The 19,131-nt window shown below is 63.2% G+C and carries 20 protein-coding genes and 1 other RNA gene; 9 read left to right on the top strand and 12 right to left on the bottom strand.

Going from position 1 to position 19,131, the window contains the following annotated elements; translation table 11 throughout:
- From BJQ17_RS20190 to BJQ17_RS20165, 6 genes are all read right to left on the bottom strand, one after another.
- A complete protein-coding gene (locus BJQ17_RS20190) occupies positions 1-1,002 on the bottom strand; it encodes an extracellular solute-binding protein (RefSeq protein ID WP_004575832.1) in 1,002 nt (333 codons plus the stop codon).
- Positions 1,003-1,170: 168 nt separating this feature from the next.
- Positions 1,171-2,388, bottom strand: a complete 1,218-nt coding sequence (locus BJQ17_RS20185; protein WP_162996151.1) for a 2-octaprenyl-3-methyl-6-methoxy-1,4-benzoquinol hydroxylase — start codon at positions 2,386-2,388, stop codon at positions 1,171-1,173.
- 9 nt (positions 2,389-2,397) lie between these two features.
- Positions 2,398-2,880, bottom strand: a complete 483-nt coding sequence (locus BJQ17_RS20180) for a DUF4442 domain-containing protein (protein ID WP_003253696.1) — start codon at positions 2,878-2,880, stop codon at positions 2,398-2,400.
- Positions 2,877-4,076 (bottom strand): 2-octaprenyl-6-methoxyphenyl hydroxylase, encoded by a 1,200-nt coding sequence (ubiH, locus tag BJQ17_RS20175; protein ID WP_003253694.1) that lies wholly within the window; start codon positions 4,074-4,076, stop codon positions 2,877-2,879. The genes BJQ17_RS20180 and ubiH overlap by 4 nt, the downstream gene beginning before the upstream one ends.
- Entirely contained in the window at positions 4,073-5,407 is a 1,335-nt protein-coding gene (gene pepP, locus BJQ17_RS20170) for a Xaa-Pro aminopeptidase (protein ID WP_003253692.1), read from the bottom strand. The genes ubiH and pepP overlap by 4 nt, the downstream gene beginning before the upstream one ends.
- Positions 5,408-5,428: 21 nt before the next feature.
- Complete coding sequence (locus BJQ17_RS20165; RefSeq protein WP_003253690.1) at positions 5,429-5,983, bottom strand: YecA family protein; 555 nt, start codon at positions 5,981-5,983, stop codon at positions 5,429-5,431.
- 181 nt (positions 5,984-6,164) lie between these two features.
- Between BJQ17_RS20165 and BJQ17_RS20160 the strand changes: the two genes are divergently transcribed.
- The 4 genes from BJQ17_RS20160 to BJQ17_RS20145 all read left to right on the top strand — a co-directional run bounded on the left by BJQ17_RS20160 (position 6,165) and on the right by BJQ17_RS20145 (position 7,595).
- Positions 6,165-6,347, top strand: a complete 183-nt coding sequence (locus BJQ17_RS20160) for a TIGR02449 family protein (protein WP_029886233.1) — start codon at positions 6,165-6,167, stop codon at positions 6,345-6,347.
- On the top strand, positions 6,344-6,664 hold the full coding sequence (locus tag BJQ17_RS20155; protein WP_003253687.1) for a cell division protein ZapA: 321 nt from the start codon (positions 6,344-6,346) through the stop codon (positions 6,662-6,664). Before BJQ17_RS20160 ends, BJQ17_RS20155 begins: the two co-directional genes overlap by 4 nt.
- A 17-nt stretch (positions 6,665-6,681) precedes the next feature.
- Positions 6,682-6,861: non-coding RNA, 6S RNA (gene ssrS / locus BJQ17_RS20150), on the top strand.
- 125 nt (positions 6,862-6,986) lie between these two features.
- On the top strand, positions 6,987-7,595 hold the full coding sequence (locus BJQ17_RS20145) for a 5-formyltetrahydrofolate cyclo-ligase (protein WP_003253685.1): 609 nt from the start codon (positions 6,987-6,989) through the stop codon (positions 7,593-7,595).
- Positions 7,596-7,614: 19 nt separating this feature from the next.
- Here the strand turns inward: BJQ17_RS20145 and BJQ17_RS31755 are convergent, their stop codons facing one another.
- A complete protein-coding gene (locus BJQ17_RS31755; protein WP_003253683.1) occupies positions 7,615-7,767 on the bottom strand; it encodes a hypothetical protein in 153 nt (50 codons plus the stop codon).
- 178 nt (positions 7,768-7,945) lie between these two features.
- On the opposite strand from BJQ17_RS31755, the gene BJQ17_RS20140 reads away from it, so the two are divergent.
- From BJQ17_RS20140 to BJQ17_RS20125, 4 genes are all read left to right on the top strand, one after another.
- Positions 7,946-8,395 carry an EVE domain-containing protein gene (locus tag BJQ17_RS20140; protein WP_003253680.1) on the top strand — a complete coding sequence of 150 codons (450 nt, stop codon included), beginning with the start codon at positions 7,946-7,948 and terminating at the stop codon, positions 8,393-8,395.
- A 95-nt stretch (positions 8,396-8,490) separates the two neighbouring features.
- A complete protein-coding gene (locus BJQ17_RS20135) occupies positions 8,491-9,450 on the top strand; it encodes an HlyD family secretion protein (protein WP_003253678.1) in 960 nt (319 codons plus the stop codon).
- Positions 9,447-12,167: a ribosome-associated ATPase/putative transporter RbbA gene (rbbA, locus tag BJQ17_RS20130; RefSeq protein WP_060546271.1), complete on the top strand. Its 2,721-nt coding sequence runs from the start codon at positions 9,447-9,449 to the stop codon at positions 12,165-12,167. The genes BJQ17_RS20135 and rbbA overlap by 4 nt, the downstream gene beginning before the upstream one ends.
- Before the next feature lies 1 nt (position 12,168).
- On the top strand, positions 12,169-13,281 hold the full coding sequence (locus tag BJQ17_RS20125) for an ABC transporter permease (protein WP_003253673.1): 1,113 nt from the start codon (positions 12,169-12,171) through the stop codon (positions 13,279-13,281).
- A gap of 180 nt (positions 13,282-13,461) precedes the next feature.
- Here the strand turns inward: BJQ17_RS20125 and BJQ17_RS20120 are convergent, their stop codons facing one another.
- Together BJQ17_RS20120 and BJQ17_RS20115 are read right to left on the bottom strand one after the other, a co-directional pair.
- Positions 13,462-13,896 (bottom strand): type II toxin-antitoxin system PemK/MazF family toxin, encoded by a 435-nt coding sequence (locus BJQ17_RS20120; protein WP_060489058.1) that lies wholly within the window; start codon positions 13,894-13,896, stop codon positions 13,462-13,464.
- Positions 13,897-14,059: 163 nt separating this feature from the next.
- Positions 14,060-14,464: a flagellar basal body-associated protein FliL gene (locus tag BJQ17_RS20115; RefSeq protein ID WP_003253671.1), complete on the bottom strand. Its 405-nt coding sequence runs from the start codon at positions 14,462-14,464 to the stop codon at positions 14,060-14,062.
- 157 nt (positions 14,465-14,621) lie between these two features.
- Here BJQ17_RS20115 and BJQ17_RS20110 point away from each other — a divergent pair, with 157 nt between their 5' ends.
- On the top strand, positions 14,622-15,599 hold the full coding sequence (locus BJQ17_RS20110; protein ID WP_070096552.1) for an NADPH:quinone oxidoreductase family protein: 978 nt from the start codon (positions 14,622-14,624) through the stop codon (positions 15,597-15,599).
- 165 nt (positions 15,600-15,764) lie between these two features.
- Here BJQ17_RS20110 and BJQ17_RS20105 read toward each other — a convergent pair whose 3' ends face one another.
- The 3 genes from BJQ17_RS20105 to ubiD form a co-directional block, all read right to left on the bottom strand.
- Positions 15,765-16,415, bottom strand: coding sequence for a gamma-glutamylcyclotransferase (locus tag BJQ17_RS20105; protein ID WP_012054059.1), 651 nt, complete (start codon positions 16,413-16,415; stop codon positions 15,765-15,767).
- A gap of 246 nt (positions 16,416-16,661) precedes the next feature.
- A complete protein-coding gene (locus BJQ17_RS20100) occupies positions 16,662-17,630 on the bottom strand; it encodes a CDP-6-deoxy-delta-3,4-glucoseen reductase (protein WP_003253665.1) in 969 nt (322 codons plus the stop codon).
- A complete protein-coding gene (ubiD, locus tag BJQ17_RS20095; protein WP_003253663.1) occupies positions 17,630-19,096 on the bottom strand; it encodes a 4-hydroxy-3-polyprenylbenzoate decarboxylase in 1,467 nt (488 codons plus the stop codon). Before ubiD ends, BJQ17_RS20100 begins: the two co-directional genes overlap by 1 nt.
- Between the last annotated feature and the right edge of the window lie 35 nt (positions 19,097-19,131).

The raw sequence follows: 19,131 nt of genomic DNA, 5'->3' as shown, positions 1-19,131 counted from the left end.
TTAGTTGTAGCCAGCCCGATCCATCAGGCGAATGGCTTCAGCCTGGCGCTTGCCGGCAATTTCCACCGGAATGCTGTCGGCCTTGAAGCTGCCCCACGCCGCCACTTCCTCCGATGGCTTCACCTTCGGGTTGGCCGGGAACTCCTGGTTGATATCAGCAAACAGCTTTTGCGCTTCTTCGCCGGTCATCCATTCCACCAGTTTCTTCGCGGCCTCCGGGTGTGGCGCATGCTTGGTCAGGCCAATGCCCGACAGGTTCACGTGCACACCACGGTCACCCTGGTTGGGCCAGAAGATCTTCACCGGCAGGTTCGGGTTCTGCTTGTGCAGACGGCCGTAGTAGTAGGTGTTGACCACGCCCACATCACACTGCCCGGCCTCGATGGCCTGGATCACCGCGTTGTCGTCGGAGAACACATCGGTGGACAGGTTGTTGACCCACCCTTTGACGATTTGCTCGGTCTTGGCCTCACCGTGGGTTTCGATCAGGGTGGCGGTCAGCGACTGGTTGTACACCTTCTTGGCCGTGCGCAGGCACAGACGGCCTTCCCACTGTTTGTCAGCCAGGGCTTCGTAGGTGCTCAACTCCTCGGGTTTGACCCGCTCGGTGGAGTAGATGATGGTGCGGGCGCGCAGGCTCAGGCCGGTCCAGTCATGGGACGAGGCGCGGTACTGCGCCGGGATGTTCTGGTCGATGACGTCGGACTCGATCGGCTGCAGAATGCCCATCTGCTCGGCCTGCCACAGGTTGCCTGCATCGACGGTCAGCAGCAGGTCGGCCACGCCGTTATCGCCCTCGGCCTTGATGCGCTGCATCAGCGGGGCTTCCTTGTCGGTGATGAACTTGATCTTGACCCCGGTCTTGGCGGTATAGGCATCGAACACCGGCTTGATCAGCTCGTCGATGCGCGAGGAGTACACCACCACTTCGTCCGCTGCCTGGGCAGTGCCGCCGAACAGGGTCAGGGCCAAGGCGGCCAGTAGGGGCTTGCGTGGCAACATTTTAAGCACTCCTCGATCGTATGAGAGGTGCGAATGGTAGTGAATCCCATTTTCTGGCTCACCTACCTAGGCGTTACCGGATGTTGCAAAGGGCTGCCACAGGTGATTGCGCCACGCTGTGGGAGTGGCCTTGTGTCGCGAAAGGGCCGCAAAGCGGCCCCGCCACTCTCAAGCCTTGGCCAGATCCGGCAGGTCACCACTCAAACCCAACGCCTGGCGCACAAACAGCGCCTTGGCCTCCGGCATCTGCTCCACCAGTTTCAACCCGCTGTTGCGCAACCAGCGCAACGGCAGCGGATCGGCCTGGAACAACCTCTCGAAGCCCTCCATCGCCGCCATCAACGCCAGGTTGTGTGGCATGCGCCGGCGCTCGTAACGGCTCAGCACCTTCACATCGGCCAGTCTCTCGCCGCGCTCGCAAGCATTGACCAGCACCTCGGCCAGCACCGCCGCGTCGAGGAAGCCGAGGTTCACACCCTGCCCGGCCAGCGGGTGGATGGTGTGCGCGGCATCGCCAATCAATGCCAGGCCTTCACCCACATAGCGCTTGGCGTGGCGCTGACGCAGCGGCACGCATACCCTTGGGTCGGCCTGCAACACGTCGCCCAGGCGGCCCTCGAAGGCACGCCCGAGGGCTTGCAGGAAGGCCGCTTCATCCATCGCCATCAGCTGCTCGGCATGCTCCGGAGTGGTCGACCATACGATTGAGCACCAATCTTGCTGGCCATCGCGGCTCAAGGGCAAAAAGGCCAATGGCCCTTCGTCAGTGAAGCGCTGCCAGGCCGTGGCCTGGTGCCCGGCGCTGCAACGTACGCTGGTGACAATGGCATGGTGCAGGTAGTCCCATTCGCGGGTTTCGCAGCCGGCCAGACGCCGCACCGCCGAATTGGCACCGTCGGCGGCGATCACCAACGGTGCACGCAGTTGCCGGCCATCGGCCAACGTCAGCAGCCACTCATCGCCAGAGCGGCGTAATTGCTCCAGCCGCGCATTGGCCAGCAGGCCGATGTCGCTGTCGTGCAGGCGCTCCAGCAGGCCGTCCTGCACCACCCGGTTCTCGACGATATGGCCGAGCACCTGGGCATGCACACTGGCCGCCGAGAAGTGAATCTGACCGGTGCCGCTGCCATCCCACACATGCATGTCGGAATACGGCGTGGCGCGTCGCTGGGCAATGCCGTCCCAAGCGCCAAGGCGCTCGAGGATGCGCTGGCTGGCCGCCGATAGCGCGCTGACACGCGGCTCGAACGGGGCCTGGGCATCGAAAGGTACGACCGTCAGCGGGCCACCGTCGAGCAACAAAATTTGCAGGCCACTGTGGCGCAACGCCAAGGCCAGGGCGCTGCCGACCATACCGGCACCCACAATCAACAGATCTGCGCGCATGTCCATGCCTTACGCCAGCCTCGCTTGCGGCTTGAGCCGCACGTATAGGGTTTTATCGACCCGCGCCACCAACTCGCCGGCGCCATCGCGGATATCGACCTGCAAACGCGGCAGGCATTTCTTGCCGGTGGCGGCCTGCTGGCGGATTTCCTGCAGCAGCGCATCATCGACGTGGAATTCGGCATACACCGGGCCTTTGCCCGGCGAGATGAAATCGATGCTGGCGGCCTTGTCCCAGACGATGTAGTCACGCCCCAGCTGCTCGATCAACAGCAGCATGTAGAACGGATCGACCATGGCATACAGGCTGCCACCGAACTGGGTACCGACGTAATTGCGGTTCCAGCGAGTCAGTTTCATCGCCACCTTGACGCTACGCAGGTCCGGGCTGATGTGCTGCACACGGATACCGGCACCCAGGTATGGTGGGTAGAGGTTCAGCATCCAGCGCAGCATGCGCGCCCGACGCGCCAGTTTACGCGGGTTGCTCATGCCTGGCCCCGCGGATCAGGGCGGGTGCCCAGGCCCATGGCCTGGCGGGCGAACCAGCTTTTTGCCGGTGGCAGCAGGTCGAGCCCAAGCAGGCCAAGGTTGCGCCCGGCAGCCAGCAACGGCTGATTGCTGCCAAACAGGCGGGTGACCTGGTCAGAGAAGCCGATGGTCATCGCCTGGTCCAGGCGCTGGCGCTGGTGATAGGCCTGCAGCGTGGTCAGGTCGCCAGGCTGCTGTGGACCCGCCAGCAGCGCCTCGGCCAGGGATTGCACGTCACGCAACGACAGATTGAAACCCTGGCCCGCGATGGGGTGCAGGCTGTGAGCTGCGTTGCCCAGCACCACCAGGTGCGGCCGCACCTGCTCCTGGGCCTCGATCAAGGACAGCGGGTAGAGGTGCCGTGCGCCTACCTGGCGCAGCGCGCCCAAGCGGTAGCCGAACACACCCTGCAGTTCGCGCAGGAAGCTGCGCTCGTCGATGTCGGCCAGGCGCCGCGCATCCATGCCCTGGCGGGTCCACACCAGCGCGCAGCGGTTTTCCGGCAACGGCAGCAAGGCCATGGGGCCCTCTTCGGTGAAGCGCTCGAAAGCCTGGCCGCCGTGGGCCTCACCCGGGGTAATGTTGGCGATCAACGCGCTCTGCTGGTAAGGCGTGTGGCGTACATGGATACCCAACTGCTCGCGCAGTCCAGAGCGGCCACCATCGGCCAGTACCGCCAGGTCACATTCCAGCTGGGTGTCGTCGTTCAGCCGCAGGCGGTAACCGCGTTCGATGGCCTGCATCGAGGTCACTTCGGCCGGGCAGCGCCAGCTCACCACCTCGCTGTCCAGCCCTTGCCACAGGCACTGGCCGAGCCAGGCGTTTTCCACCACGTAACCCAGCGCCGGTACGCCCTCTTCCAGGGCATCCAGGCGGGTGGCGCCAAAGCGACCACGGTCGGACACGTGAATCTGGCGAATAGGCTCGGCGCGGCGGCCGATGACCTGCCACAGGCCCAGTTGCTGATAAATCTGCTGGGTGCCGAAGGACAATGCCGACGAGCGCGCATCGTAGCTGGGCTGGTAGCTGTCGCCGGGGGCGAACGGCTCGATCAGCAGGATCTTCCAGCCGCGCGCCTTGGCGCCGGCCTGCAGGGCCAACGCCAGGCTTGCGCCAACCAGGCCACCGCCGATGATCGCCAGGTTTACCCGGCTCATGCCACGGCCTTGCGGGCAGCCTGCATCAGCGCCTCGATCTCGGCGACGGTACGCGGCACGCCCGAAGTCAGGATTTCACAACCTTGCCTGGTCACTACCACGTCGTCCTCGATCCTTACCCCAATGCCGCGCCACTTTTTGGCCACGGCCTGATTGTCGGCGCCAATGTAGATACCCGGCTCCACGGTCAGCGCCATGCCGGGTTCCAGCACCCGCCACTCGCCGCCCACCTTGTACTCGCCCACGTCATGCACATCCATGCCCAGCCAGTGCCCGGCGCGGTGCATGTAGAAGGCGCGATAGGCTTCGCTGTCGATCAGCGCCTGCACATCACCTTCGAGCAAGCCCAGCTCCACCAGGCCCGCGGTGATGACCCGCACGGTCGCCTCATGGGCGTGGTTCCAGTGCTTGCCGGGGGCTATTTCGGCAAACGCCGCCGCCTGCGCCTTTAGCACCAGCTCGTAGATGGCCTTCTGCTCGGGCGAAAACCGCCCACTGACCGGGAAGGTGCGGGTGATGTCGCTGGCATAGCAGTCGATTTCGCAGCCGGCGTCGATCAGCACCAGGTCGCCATCCTTGAGCGGCGCATCGTTCTGTTGATAGTGCAGGATGCAGCCATTGCGCCCGGCCGCAACGATCGAGCCGTAGGCCGGCATCTTCGCCCCGCCCTTGCGGAATTCGTAGTCCAGCTCGGCTTCCAGGCTGTACTCGTGCAGCCCGGCGCGGCAGGCCTGCATGGCCCGCACATGGGCACGCGCAGAAATGTCTGCAGCAGCACGCATCACCTTCACTTCCGCCGCCGATTTATACAGGCGCATATCATGCAGCAGATGATCCAGCGCAACGAACTCGTTCGGTGGCTGGGCGCCCAGGCGTGCCTTGGAGCGGATCACGTTGATCCAGTCCATCAGCCGGCGGTCGAACTCCGGGTTGCTGCCCATGGCGCTGTAGACCCGCTCGCGGCCTTCGATCAGGCCAGGCAGGATCTCGTCGATATCCGTGATGGGGAAGGCATCGTCAGCGCCGAAATCGCGCACCGCCCCTTCCTGGCCGGCCCGCAGGCCGTCCCACAGCTCGCGTTCGGGGTTGCGTTCACGGCAGAACAGCACGTACTCGCCATGCTCGCGCCCTGGAATCAAAGCAATCACCGCCTCGGGCTCCGGGAAGCCGCTGAGGTACTGGAAGTCGCTGTCCTGGCGGTACACGTGCTCGACGTCGCGGTTGCGGATGGCAACCGCGGCGGCGGGCAGAATGGCGATGCTGTTGGGGACCATCTGCGCCATCAGCGCCTTGCGCCGACGGGCATACTCGGCCTTGGGAATGTGGCTCATGGGCAGACTACCCCTGGTTGATCAGTGCAGCGAGGGCTTGGGGGCGGGTGCGGCCGGCTTGGCCAGTTCGGAGAACAGCAGCAGGGGCGCCACACGCAGGTATTCCATGACTTCCATGTAGTCGCTCTCGCCGTCTTCGGACTCTTCGAGCGCTTCCTGGACCTGCGAAATGGCCACCAGGTCCTGCAGCACTTCCTTGGCCTCATCGGACAAGTCCTTACCGCCAGCGTTCAGGCCGAAACCGGTCACGAAGCCTTGGCACCACTGGCCCAGCGCGGTGGCGCGGTCGCTCAGTGGAGCATCATCGGAAGGCAGCAGCAGGACGATCGCCATGTCGTCGCTGGTCAGCTCGCCCTTGACCATTTCCTGCAAGCCGACCAAGGCGTTGCGGACACTGTCACCAGGCTCGATTTCCAGCAGTTGGGCGGCATCGGCCAACCAGGCATCGGCATCGAAGCCGGCGCCGGCGCAGCTGCGGCCAATCAGCAGGCCGTGCAGTTCGGCCGGGGTGACAGGATGGCCATTGCTCGAGAGCAGTATGGCGAAAGCGTTGTAGGGCGATTGAGTATTGGGCATGGGCAGCTAGGCGCCAGACGGCGCAATGTCTAGAATGAAGACCTTGTATCCTAGCACCGGCAGGCGCGCCAAGACCATCGGCACTGGCCGTTGCCGCCCAGGGAGAGGCATCATCGCCAGGTGACTCAACGACGGAGCGAATCGAGTGCAACCCACGCAAGAGAACGACCTGCAGGCACTGATGAGCCGATTCGAGTTGCTGATCGAACGCGTCGAGCAACTAAAACGGCAAAATGCACTCCTAGTAGCTCAGGAAAAATCCTGGCGCGAAGAGCGCGCCCACCTCATCGAAAAGAACGAGATCGCCAAGCGCAAAGTCGAGTCGATGATTTTACGCCTCAAGGCTCTGGAGCAAGACTCATGAGTTCAAGCAATAGCGTCACCGTGCAGATCCTCGACAAGGAATACTCGATCATCTGCCCGCCGGAAGAGCGCAACAACCTGGTCAGCGCTGCGCGCTACCTGGACGGCAAGATGCGCGAGATCCGCAGCAGCGGCAAGGTGATCGGTGCCGACCGCATCGCGGTGATGGCGGCGTTGAACATTACCCACGAAATGCTGCACCGCCAGGAAGACCGCAACGATGCGCCGGTCAGCGGCACAAACCGCGAACAGGTGCGCGACCTGCTGGATCGGGTAGATAAGGCTTTGTCCGACGACACGGATACCAAAATCGGCTGAGATTGGTATACTGGCGCCACTCCCTGGGGGATGCGCCAGTCGGTTATGTCCCTGAGCCGATACGCACAACCACGGGGGTTGCACGCTGGGGCCGGTGTGCATGTCCGCCCGACGGAAAGCCTTAACGCCCCCTGCAATCTCCACCTTGAACTTTCGGGTTCAAGGGCTACACCGATAGCGGTCTTATCGGGGAGCCTGAATTTTCTTGCCCGCCCCCCAAGGCGGGCAATTCGTTTTGGCCGACTTTATTCAAGCTTTGTACGACGATTCACCGCGCAGGCACTGTTCGTACCAAGCCAGCACATCTGGGATTGCCCGTGCCATGACCGAAAACGTGCCGCTCACCCGCCCCCAGCTTCGTCGCCTGCTTCGCAATGCCCGCCGCGCCCTTACCCCTGCCCAGCAACGCCAGGCCACCCTCGGCCTGTACCGCCAACTGGCGCAACACCCCTTGTTCCGCCGCGCCCGCCACATCGCCCTGTACCTGCCCAACGACGGTGAAATCGACCCTCGCCTGCTGATGCGCGAAGCCCAGCGTCGCGGCAAGTGCACCTACCTGCCGGTGCTGCACGCCTGGCCGCGCACGCGCATGGTGTTCCAGCGTTTTGAGCAGGGTGAGAAGCTCAAGCCCAACCGCTTCCGTATTCCAGAGCCGATCATCGATCGCAAACGCCAGCGGCCGATCTGGGCGCTGGATCTGATTCTGCTACCGCTGGTCGGTTTTGACGAAGTGGGCGGCCGCTTGGGTATGGGCGGTGGCTTCTATGATCGCAGCCTGGCCTACCAGGCGCGTCGGCAAACCTGGAAAAAACCGTTGCTGCTGGGGCTGGCGCATGAATGCCAGAAGGTCGAGCGGCTGGCGCAGGCCAGTTGGGATGTACCGCTGAAGGGCACGGTCTCGGACCGTGGCTGGTACCTGGCGCCACGTTGAGCGGCGCCAGCGGGGGGTATCAACGTTGTGGCTGGCTGGCGTCGACCGGCATCTGATAGGCGTTGTCCAGCTTGCGCTCCCAGAACCCTTGCGCATAACCGGTAGTGACCACACCCAGGCCAAAAATGAACACCAGGATCCACAGCAGATCCGGCTTTTTACGTTGATTCATCGAAGATTGCCCCCCAGGCAAACTGTTCAGTACTCGGCGATATTCTGGGCACCGCCGGCGCACGCGCTTTAAACGGGGCGCATTTTCCGACAACATGCGTCCGCACGCAAACCTTGACGCCAACCGGCTGTCGGTTTCGTGCAACAGGTTATTTCAAACCTTTTCAGGAGCAGCATCCATGGCTTACTGGCTGATGAAATCCGAGCCCGACGAGCTCTCCATCGAAGCCCTCGCACGCTTGGGCGAAGCGCGCTGGGACGGCGTGCGTAACTATCAGGCGCGTAATTTTCTGCGGGCCATGAGCGTGGGTGACGAGTTCTTCTTCTACCACTCCAGTTGCCCGCAACCCGGCATCGCCGGCATTGCCAAAATCACCCGCGCGGCCTACCCGGACCCGACCGCGCTGGACCCGGAAAGCCATTATCACGATGCCAAGGCCACGATCGACAAGAACCCGTGGAGCGCGGTGGATGTGGCCCACGTACAAACCTTTCCAAGGGTGCTGGAACTGGGGTGGCTGAAACAGCAGGCCGGTCTGGTCGAGTTGCCCCTGGTGCAAAAAGGCAGCCGCCTGTCGGTCATGCCGGTAACGCCCGAGCAATGGGCGGTGATTGTCGCGTTGCGCTGAATACGCAGCTAAGGTCAAGGGCTTGACCGATATCAACACGCCACACATGGCCGCCAGGCATGATGTACTGTGCATGACCGCAAGGATGCAGAACGATGAACCGATACGCCCCTAGAATCTTCGCCACTGCACTGATCGCACTGCTCGCTGCAGCAGGCGGGCTGGGGTACTGGAAGTCGCTTCACGACCAGTTGCCCGAAGGCCTGAGCATGGGCAACGGCCGCCTTGAAGCCACCGAAGTGCAGATCGCCAGCAAGATCCCCGGTCGCCTGGCCGAAGTACTGGTCGATGAAGGCGACAACGTGACCCGTGGCCAGCTACTGGCACGCATCGACACACGCACCATGGAAGCCCAGCGCAGCCAGGCCGAAGCCGAAGTGCTGCGCGCCCGAGAAAACTACGCCGCCGCCCAGGCCACCGTGCAACTGCGCCAGAGTGAACTGCTGTTGGCCAGCCAGGAGCTCAAGCGCGTACGCGAAATCTTCCAGCGCAAGTTCGCCAGCCAGCAGTTGCTCGACCAACAGCAGGCGCGCTTTGACACGGCCAACGCAGCAGTAGTCGCTGCCCGCGCCCAACTGGCAGCGATCAAGGCCGCCATTGGCGCCGCCGAAGCCCAAGTGGCGCAGCTCACCAGCGAAATCGACGACAGCAGCCTGCGTGCGCCCATCAACGGCATCATCCAGCTGCGCCTGGCCGAACCCGGTGAAGTGCTGGGTGCCGGCGGCCGTGTGCTGATGCTGATCGACCCCAGCGACCAGTACATGAACCTGTACCTCCCGGCCTCTACCAGCGGCCGGCTGACCGTAGGCGACCAGGCGCGCATCGTGCTCGACGCCCTGCCCGAGCGAGCGCTGCCGGCCAAGGTGGCCTTTGTCGCAGCCAAGGCCCAGTTCACCCCCAAACAGGTGGAAACCCGCGACGAACGGCAAAAGCTGGTGTTCCGGGTCAAACTGCGCCTGAGCGACCCAGGCGCCGTGCCGCAAGCCAAACCAGGCATGCCAGGCGCCGGCTATGTACGCACGGCTGAGGTGGACTGGCCGGCCAACCTGCAATGAACGCCCCGGCACTGCTGGCCGAAGGCATCAGCCACCGTTACGGCGACGTGATAGCCCTCCACCCACTAGGCTTCAGCCTCCCTGTGGGTACCCGCTGCGCGCTGATAGGCCCTGACGGGGCTGGAAAGTCGACCCTGCTGGGGCTGATCGCCGGCGTGAAACGCCTACAGCAGGGAGAGCTGCAGGTGCTGGGTGGCTCGATCCGCCAACGCCGCCATCGCACGGCGCTCTACCCCAAAGTGGCATTCATGCCGCAAGGGCTGGGCAACAACCTGTACCCGGAACTGTCGATCAGCGAGAACATCCGTTTTTTTGCCACCCTGTTCGGGCTGGGCCGCCGTGAGTGTGAACAGCGCATGGCCAATCTGTTGCAGGCCACCGACCTGCAGCGCTTTGCCCAGCGCCCGGCCGGCAAGCTGTCGGGTGGCATGAAGCAGAAGCTGGGCCTTTGCTGCGCGCTGATCCACGAACCAGACCTGCTTATCCTGGACGAGCCGACCACCGGCGTCGACCCGCTGTCGCGGCGGCGCTTCTGGGAGCTGGTTGAACAGGTTCGCGCACAACGCCCGCAACTGACCCTGCTGGTGGCTACCGCCTACATGGAAGAAGCCGAACAGTTCGAGCATTGCCTGATGCTCGATGGCGGCCGACTGCTGGCCGCCGGCCCTAGCCACGAACTGGCTGCAGTCACCCCGAGCGGCAAACTGGATGACGCCTTTACCCACTACCAGGGCGCGGGCAAGGCGCAGCATCAACCACTGGCAATCCCGCCGCGCCAAGCCACGGACGGCCCGGTCGCCATCGAGGCACACGACCTGACCCTGCGCTTTGGCGACTTCACAGCGGTGAACAAGGTCAGTTTCGCCATTGGCCGCGGGGAGATCTTCGGCTTCCTGGGTTCCAACGGTTGCGGCAAGACCACCACCATGAAAGTGCTCACCGGCCTGATGCCGGCCAGCGAGGGCAGCGCCAGCCTGCTGGGTCGCTCGGTGGACGCCAGCGACCTGGCCACACGCAAGCGGGTCGGCTTCATGTCGCAGAGTTTCTCTCTGTATGGCGAGCTCAGCACCCGGCAGAACCTGGCCCTGCATGCCCGCCTGTTCGACTTGCCCAAAGCCGAGAGCGCCCAGCGCATCGATGAGCTGATCGAGCGCTTCGACCTCGCCGCTATCGCCGACCAACCGTCTGGCGCCCTGCCCCTTGGTTTGCGCCAGCGCCTGTCGCTGGCAGTGGCGGTTCTGCATCGCCCGGAAGTCTTGATCCTCGACGAACCGACCTCCGGCGTCGACCCGGCCGCCCGCGACGACTTCTGGCGCCTGCTGGTAGAGCTGTCCCGCGAGCAGGGCGTGACCATTTTCCTCTCCACCCACTTCATGAACGAGGCCCAGCGCTGCGATCGTATTTCGCTGATGCACGCCGGGCGGGTGCTGGCCTGCGACACGCCCGATGCCCTGCAGCACCAGTACCAGGGCAACACGCTGGAGGACGCGTTCGTCCGCTGCCTGGAACAGGCCCAGGAACTGGCGCCAGCCGCCACCGACAGCAGCGTGCTGGAACAGGCGTCCACCCCCACCCTACCGCTGCGCCAGGGCTTCAGCCTGCGTCGCCTGCTCGCAGTGGCCGGCCGTGAGGGCAAGGAGCTGCTGCGCGACAAGGTGCGCCTGGCCTTCGCCTTACTGGGTGCACTGTTCATGATGGTGATCTTCGGCTACGGCATTTCACTGGATGTGGAAAACCTCGCCTTCGCCGTGCACGATCAGGACCAGAGCCCGCAAAGTCGTGCCTACCTCGAAGCCTTCCGTGGCTCACGCTACTTCGCCGAACAGGCGCCGATCCGCGACAGCAGCGAGCTGCACCAGCGCCTGCAACGCTCGGAAATCAAACTGGCACTGGAAATTCCGCCCGGCTTTGGTCGCGACCTGTACGCAGGACGCCAGCCGGTGGTGGCTGCCTGGCTCGACGGTGGCATGCCGTTCCGCGCCGAAACCAGCCGCAACTACGTGGAAGCCGTGCACCAGGCCAACCTGGAGCAACTGGCAAAGGCCAGCCCACAACCGCAGCCACGCCAGGACCCGGTGCGCCTGGAAACGCGTTTCCGCTACAACCAGGATGTGGTCAGCGTGAACGCCATCGGCCCGGGCGTGATGGCACTGATACTGGCCTTCATTCCGGCCATGCTCACGGCACTGGGCATCGTGCGCGAGAAGGAGCTCGGCTCCATCACCAACTTCTACGCCACACCCCTCACCCGCCTGGAATTCCTGCTTGGCAAGCAGATGCCCTACCTGGCTGTGAGCCTGGTCAACCTGGCGCTGCTGGTGGCGATGAACCGCTGGCTGTTCGCCGTACCGCTCAAGGGCAGCGTACTGGCTTTGGCATGTGGCGGCGTGGCCTACCTGCTGGCAACCACCAGCCTGGGCCTGCTGATTTCGGCATTCACCCGCACCCAGATCGCCGCCATTCTCGGCACCATGATCATTACCAGCCTGCCGACCATCCAGTTTTCCGGGCTGATCGTGCCACGCTCGTCGCTGGACGGCGCGGCAGCGGTGATGGGCCAGTTGTTCCCGGCGGGCTACTTCCTCGACATCGCAGTCGGCACCTTCACCAAGGCGTTAGGCCTGCGCGAGTTGTGGCCGCAGTGCCTGATCCTGCTGAGCTTCTTTGCCGCGTTCACCGGCCTGAGCCTGGCAATGCTGAAAAAGCAGGAGGCCTGACATGTCGCGCCTGAACCACACCCTGCGCCTGGGCCTGAAAGAACTGACCAGCCTGCGCCATGACAGCGTCCTGCTGCTGTTCCTGCTATATGCCTTCAGCGTGGCGATCTACATGCCGGCAGCCGGCTCGGTGATCGGTGTACACAACGCCAGCGTGGCGGTGGTGGATGAAGACCATAGCCTGCTCTCGCGCAAGCTCAGCGAAGCCCTGCAACCGCCCGAGTTCCAGCCAGCCGTGCCGCTGCCTCCGCAGCGCCTGGACCAGGCCATGGACAGCGGCCAGTACACCTTCGTCATCAACATACCGGTGAACTTTCAGAGCGACCTGCTGGCCGGGCGCTCGCCGGAGCTGCAGATCAACGTCGATGCTACAGCCATGAGCCAAGCGTTCATGGGCGCCGGCTACATCGGCCGCATCTTCGAGCGCGAGCTGCTCGACTACAGCCAGCGTGGTAACGAGCAAAGCCCGGTGCTGATCAACCCCAAGGCGCTGTTCAACCCCAACCTGGAGGGGGGCTGGTTTCTGGCCGTGATCCAGATCGTCAACAACATCACCATCCTGGCGATCATCCTCACCGGGACCGCGCTGCTGCGCGAGCGTGAGCATGGCACCCTCGACCACCTGCTGGTGCTGCCGTTGACCGCGCTGGAGATCATGCTGGCCAAGATCGGCAGCAACGCGCTGGTGGTGGTGATCTGCACCTGGATTTCGTTGGTGGTAGTCGTCAAAGGTGCACTGGGCGTGCCGCTGTCTGGCTCGATGGGGCTGTTCCTGGCCGTGACCGCGCTGTACCTGTTCGCCAGTACATCGCTGGGCATTTTCCTCGCCACCCTGGCGCGCTCGACGCCGCAGTTCGGCCTGCTTGCGATCCCGGTGATCATCCCGATGCTGTTGCTGTCCGGCGGCAGCACACCTCTGGACAGCATGCCGCAGTGGCTGCAGTGGGTGATGCAAGGGTCACCCTCAACGCACTTTGTCAGCCTGAGTGCCGCAATCCTGTTCAGGGATGCCGGGTGGGCGGTGGTATGGCCGGATATCCTGGCGCTGACGCTGATCGGCCTGGTGTTCTTCAGCGTGGCGCTGGCACGGTTTCGTCGGAGCCTGGCGTCTTGAAGGCATGCGCGAGCGTCCGCCGAAAATTGGAAAACTGGCACAAAGACAAAGGGCGCCTTTCGGCGCCCTACTCACAGACAGGTCGACTTGTCATCGCCATATACCTGCCCGGCTCTGTAATTGCTGGTCGAACCAGGATCCTCAGAGTCTTACAAGCCCCTTGCGGGAACAGGCTGATTATCACGCATCGAGCGTAACATTGACAACAGACCGCTCTGTTGCTGGATGTGTGAAACCCAGCGTAAAGCCAACTGCAGCCCTCACGGCGGCGAAATGCTCTGGCCGCATTGTAAAGGTCATGTATTCCCGACCACTTCCTTGCCGCGATTTGACCCGACATCTGTCCAATCTGGAGGTAGCCACCGTGTAGATCATGTCGCACTTGGCCCAGCATGTCAGGGCCGAACCAGGCAGATAACTCGGCAGCACAACGTGATGCCCTGCCATGTGATCCGGTGCCGTGGTACTCAACGGGACTATCGTCACTAACTGGCGATTTTGACTGTGCTTGCGAAGAACGACCACGGGACGCACCTTGATCATTTCAGGCACTTGAAAGCCTGAAAAGTCGCACATCAGTACAGTCGCCTCTTTCGGCTGGTACTTCAAAGCCATTGCCAACACTCTCGAGCAACTGAAGACAAGGCACAATCTAGCTTGGCCATGGCCCCAAAAACTGAAAACTGGCGGGCTTACAGGAAAGACAGAAGGGTCCTACACACGGGGTAAGCCTGAATTCAATCCGACTTACCAGTGATGGACCTCACCCTGTTTCAGGTCACTGCACGATCAGGTTGTTGAATAGCAAGTCTTCAACGATCGGCTTGCCCTCTTCCGCCTCCAGCACCTGCTGCACCTGTTTCAGCGCCTCTTGGCGAAGATGCTCCTTGGCCTCGACGTTGCTCATGCTGTCCACCGTCTGCTGGGTGAACAGTGCCACCAGCTGGTTACGGATCAGCGGTTCGTGGTGCTTCACCGTCTTGGCCGCTTCGTCGCCCGTCACGCGCAGGGCCACGTCAGCCTTGTACACGCGCAGCCGCGGGCTGCCGTCGAGCGCATAGTTGCCAACGAAGGGCGGGCTCAGACTGATGTAGGCGACCTTGGGCACCCCTTCCTTGGCTTCCTCGGCCATGGCCGCAGCCGGCAACAGCAGCGCCAGCACCATCAAGATCCACGCTTTCACGAATTCGCTCCTCAATACAGTTGGCGCCAGCTTACCCAGCACACCGCTCAAACCCAAGCCCGGGCTTATGCCGGCCCATCAGGGCGGGCCATGCTCGTTGACCTGCCAAGCGGCCCTCCTACACTTATCGGCCACTACCCGCAAAGGAATAGCCCCGATGAAAGCTGTGTTGTGCAAAACCCTGGGTCCGGCGCGCAACCTGGTGCTGGAAGAGGTGGCCAGCCCACTGCCGAAGAAGAACGAGATCCTGCTGGACGTGCAGGCTGCCGGGGTCAACTTCCCCGACACCTTGATCATCGAAGGCAAGTACCAGTTCCAGCCACCGCTGCCGTTCTCTCCAGGTGGCGAGGCAGCAGGCGTGGTGGCCGCCGTCGGCGAAAAGGCCGGCGCGTTCAAGGTCGGCGACCGGGTCATGGCGCTCACCGGCTGGGGTGCGTTCGCCGAGCAAGTGGCGGTGCCGTTCTATAACGTTCTGCCGATCCCGGCGAGCATGGACTTCACCACCGCTGCGGCCTTCGGCATGACCTACGGCACCTCGATGCACGCCCTGCGCCAGCGTGGCCAGTTGCAAGCCGGCGAGACCCTGCTGGTACTGGGCGCTTCCGGCGGGGTGGGCCTGGCGGCGGTGGAGATCGGCAAGGCCATGGGCGCGCGGGTGATCGCGGCGGCCAGCAGTGCCGAGAAACTGGCCGTGGCCAAGGCTGCCGGGGCGGATGAGCTGATCGACTACAGCCAGGCCAACCTGCGCGAAGAAATCAAACGCCTGACCGGTGGCCAGGGCGTGGACGTGATCTATGACCCGGTCGGTGGCGAGCTGTTCGAACAAGCGGTGCGCGGGTTGGCCTGGAATGGCAGGCTGCTGGTGGTGGGTTTTGCCAGCGGCAGCATTCCACAACTGGCGGCCAACCTGGTGCTGCTCAAGGGCGCGGCAGTACTGGGCGTGTTCTGGGGGGCATTTGCCCAGCGCCAGCCGGAGGACAACGCGGCCAACTTCCACCAGCTGTTTGCCTGGCATGCCGAGGGCAAGTTGAAGCCGCTGGTGTCGCGGACTTATCCACTGGCAGAAGCCGGGGCTGCTATCGAGAAGCTGGGGCAACGGCAGGCTGTGGGTAAGTTGGTGGTGCTGGCCAGGTAAGGCAGTACGGGCCTCTGCGCGGTCGCCTGTAGGCGCGGGTTTACCCGCGAAAGGGCCGGGCCTGCCGGCCAATTCCACCCGCCGTTCACCGTTGTCGGCACCACCGTATTCGCGGGTAAACCCGCGCCTACAGGGATTACCCGCGAAGAGGCCGGAACAGGTTGCTCACACTTCGCGCAGATTGTGGCAACGCCTGAATCGCGCTTCCAGGTTGCGATCGGGCATCTGGTGACTGCGCAGTGCATTCAAGGTCTGCTCGACATAGTCACGCGTGGTGCCATAACGCCCCTTGGCACTGGCCAGGATCTGGCTGAGCAACGTATCCGGCAAGTTACCGGCATAGCACGGCAGATGCCGCTCCAGTACAAAGCCCAAGGCCTGCACCTTGCTACCATCGCCCAGGCGACAGTTGAGCCAGTGCGGCCGGTATGCCGGATAGGGCATCTCGCGTTGCCACAGGGCCATCAGTGAGTCGTCCAGGTTGCGTTCATCCAGCCGGTAGGCAAAGCCGCTGCAGGAGCCACCGCGGTCCAGGCCAAACACCAGCCCGGGCGTTTCCGGGGTACCGCGATGTTCATGCGACCACAGGTACAAGCCACGGTGATAACCATGTACCCGCGCGCGCTGGCGCTCCACCGAATTGCACTCCGGGCGCCAGATCAACGAACCATAGGCAAACAGCCACACCGGCCCACCCTGATGCCTGGACATGGTTGTTTTCATGGAGCTGAACAACTGTTCGCGAGTATGTTGCTGACCGAAATCAAGTGCCGGAGGGTATGAAACTTCCCAAGACATACTTTCAAGTGCCGACATAAGCTGCCGCCATTATTCCTGTGAACTACGGATGTAGCGAGCTTCGATTACGCTGCGGCCCCAGGCCGCTTTACCAAGGGCGCTTGCAGTAACCATAGGCCAGAATTGCAGGAATACTCAAGCCCTTGAGCACGTGTTTCATACACGGCTCCGACGACTGGGAAGTACTGTTTCAGCAGCGGTGAAAGTTATTGGCCAAGGCGGTAACAATTACCGCCTTATACCGACACTTTCAAACTTCGGTTATTAACCGCGCGGCGCATAAGCGAACACATCGGCACGCATGCGGTGCGCATCCATACCGGCTTCGACCAAGGCGTCGAGCGTGGCGTAGATCATGTTCGGTGAGCCGCTGGCATACACATGCACGCTATTGAGGTCGGCAATGTCGTCGCAGACCGCTTCATGCAGCATGCCGCAGCGGCCTTCCCAGCCACACAGGTCGCTGACCACTTGATGCAGGAACAGGTTAGGCAGACGCTGCCATTCGTCCCAGTGCTCGATCTGATAGAAATCCTCGGGCCGGCGCACCCCCCAGTACAGGTGTACCGGGTGCTTGAAGCCCTGAGCCCGGCAGTGCTCGACCAGGCTGTGCATCTGGCCCATGCCAGTGCCGGCGGCAATCAGCACCAGCGGCCCGTCGGGCAGCTCGGCCAGGTGGGTGTCGCCAAACGGCATTTCAATGCGCGCCAGGCCATCTCGCCTCAGCTGGTCGATCAGTTGCACCGCACTGGGCTCACGCGCCAGCACATGCAGCTCCAGTTCACGCCCGGCATGTGGCGCGGACGCCAGCGAGAAAGCTGCCTGCTTGCCGCCCTCACGTTCGATCATCAGGTATTGCCCCGCGTGATAACGCAGAGGTTTACCGGCAGGCGCACGCAGGCGCACCCGCCAGACGTCGCCGCCGACGTCGACGCACTCACTGACGCTGCACGCCAGCTTGCGCACTGGCAGCTCGCCCAAGGCAAGCACACCGTCCCAGAGCAACACGCAGTCCTCCAGCGGTTCGGCAATGCAGGTGAACAACTCACCATGGTCGCGGACTTCGCCATCCTGGCGAACCCGTCCTTCAACCAACAACGCGGCGCAAACATGGCAATTGCCATTGCGGCAGCTGTTTGGGCAGTCATAGCCCAGCCGCCGTGCTCCATCCAGGATCCGTTCCCCGGGTTCAAGCGCCAGCACCGCCCCGGACGGCTGCAACGTTACCTGCATCAATCTATTCCCAACTGATCCCACAGCTCATCGATACGGCGGGTGACGGCCTCATCCTTGACGATGACCCGGCCCCATTCGCGTGTAGTCTCGCCCGGCCACTTGTGCGTAGCGTCCAGGCCCATCTTCGAACCCAGCCCCGACACCGGTGACGCAAAGTCCAGGTAGTCGATCGGGGTATTGTCAATCATTACCGTATCACGCTTGGGGTCCATGCGCGTGGTAATAGCCCAGATCACATCGTTCCAGTCACGAGCGTTGATATCGTCATCGGTGACAATAACGAACTTGGTGTACATGAACTGTCGCAGGAACGACCACACACCCAGCATTACGCGCTTGGCGTGGCCTGGGTACTGTTTCTTCATGGTCACCACCGCCATCCGGTACGAGCAGCCTTCCGGCGGCAGGTAGAAGTCGGTGATTTCCGGGAACTGCTTCTGCAGGATCGGCACGAACACTTCGTTCAGCGCCACGCCGAGAATGGCCGGCTCATCTGGCGGCCGGCCGGTGTAGGTGCTGTGGTAGATCGGTTTTTGCCGGTGGGTGATGCGCTCAACGGTGAACACCGGGAAACTGTCCACTTCGTTGTAGTAGCCCGTGTGATCGCCGTAAGGGCCTTCCGGGGCCATTTCGCCTGGGTGGATCACCCCTTCCAGAATGATCTCGGCGGTTGCCGGTACCTGCAGGTTGCTGCCACGGCACTTGACCAGTTCGGTGCGATTGCCTCGCAGCAGGCCGGCGAAGGCGTACTCGGAAAGGGTGTCCGGGACCGGGGTCACCGCGCCGAGAATGGTCGCTGGGTCAGCGCCCAGGGCCACGGCGACCGGAAACGGCTGGCCGGGGTTCTTCTCGCACCACTCTCGGTAGTCGAGGGCGCCGCCACGGTGGCTGAGCCAGCGCATGATCACCTTGTTGCGGCCGATCACCTGCTGGCGGTAGATGCCCAGGTTCTGGCGGTCCTTGTTCGGACCACGGGTCACGGTGAGGCCCCAGGTAATCAGCGGCGCCACGTCGCCAGGCCAGCAGTGCTGAATCGGCAGCGTGCCAAGGTCGACATCGTCACCCTCGACCACCACTTCCTGGCACACCGCGTCCTTGACCACTTTTGGCGCCATCGACACGACCTTCTTGAAGATCGGCAGCTTCGACCAGGCGTCCTTCAGGCCCTTGGGCGGCTCGGGCTCCTTGAGGAAGGCCAGCAGCTTGCCGATTTCCCGCAGTTCGCTGACCGACTCGGCGCCCATGCCCATGGCCACCCGCTCCGGAGTACCGAACAGGTTGCCCAGCACTGGGATGTCGAAGCCGGTGGGCTTTTCGAACAACAATGCCGGGCCCTTGGCGCGCAGGGTGCGGTCGCAGACCTCGGTCATTTCCAGGACGGGGGAGATCGGTACCTGGATGCGCTTGAGCTCGCCGCGCTGTTCCAGGCCACGGATGAAGTCGCGCAAGTCGCGATACTGCATGCAGGAGCCTCGTGTTGGCCGTATCGGTCGGGGTG

Origin of the sequence: Pseudomonas sp. NBRC 111139 (assembly GCF_001753955.1) — a bacterium.
Taxonomy (GTDB): Bacteria; Pseudomonadota; Gammaproteobacteria; order Pseudomonadales; family Pseudomonadaceae; genus Aquipseudomonas; species Aquipseudomonas alloputida.
This window is presented reverse-complemented; position numbering and strand designations above follow the sequence as displayed.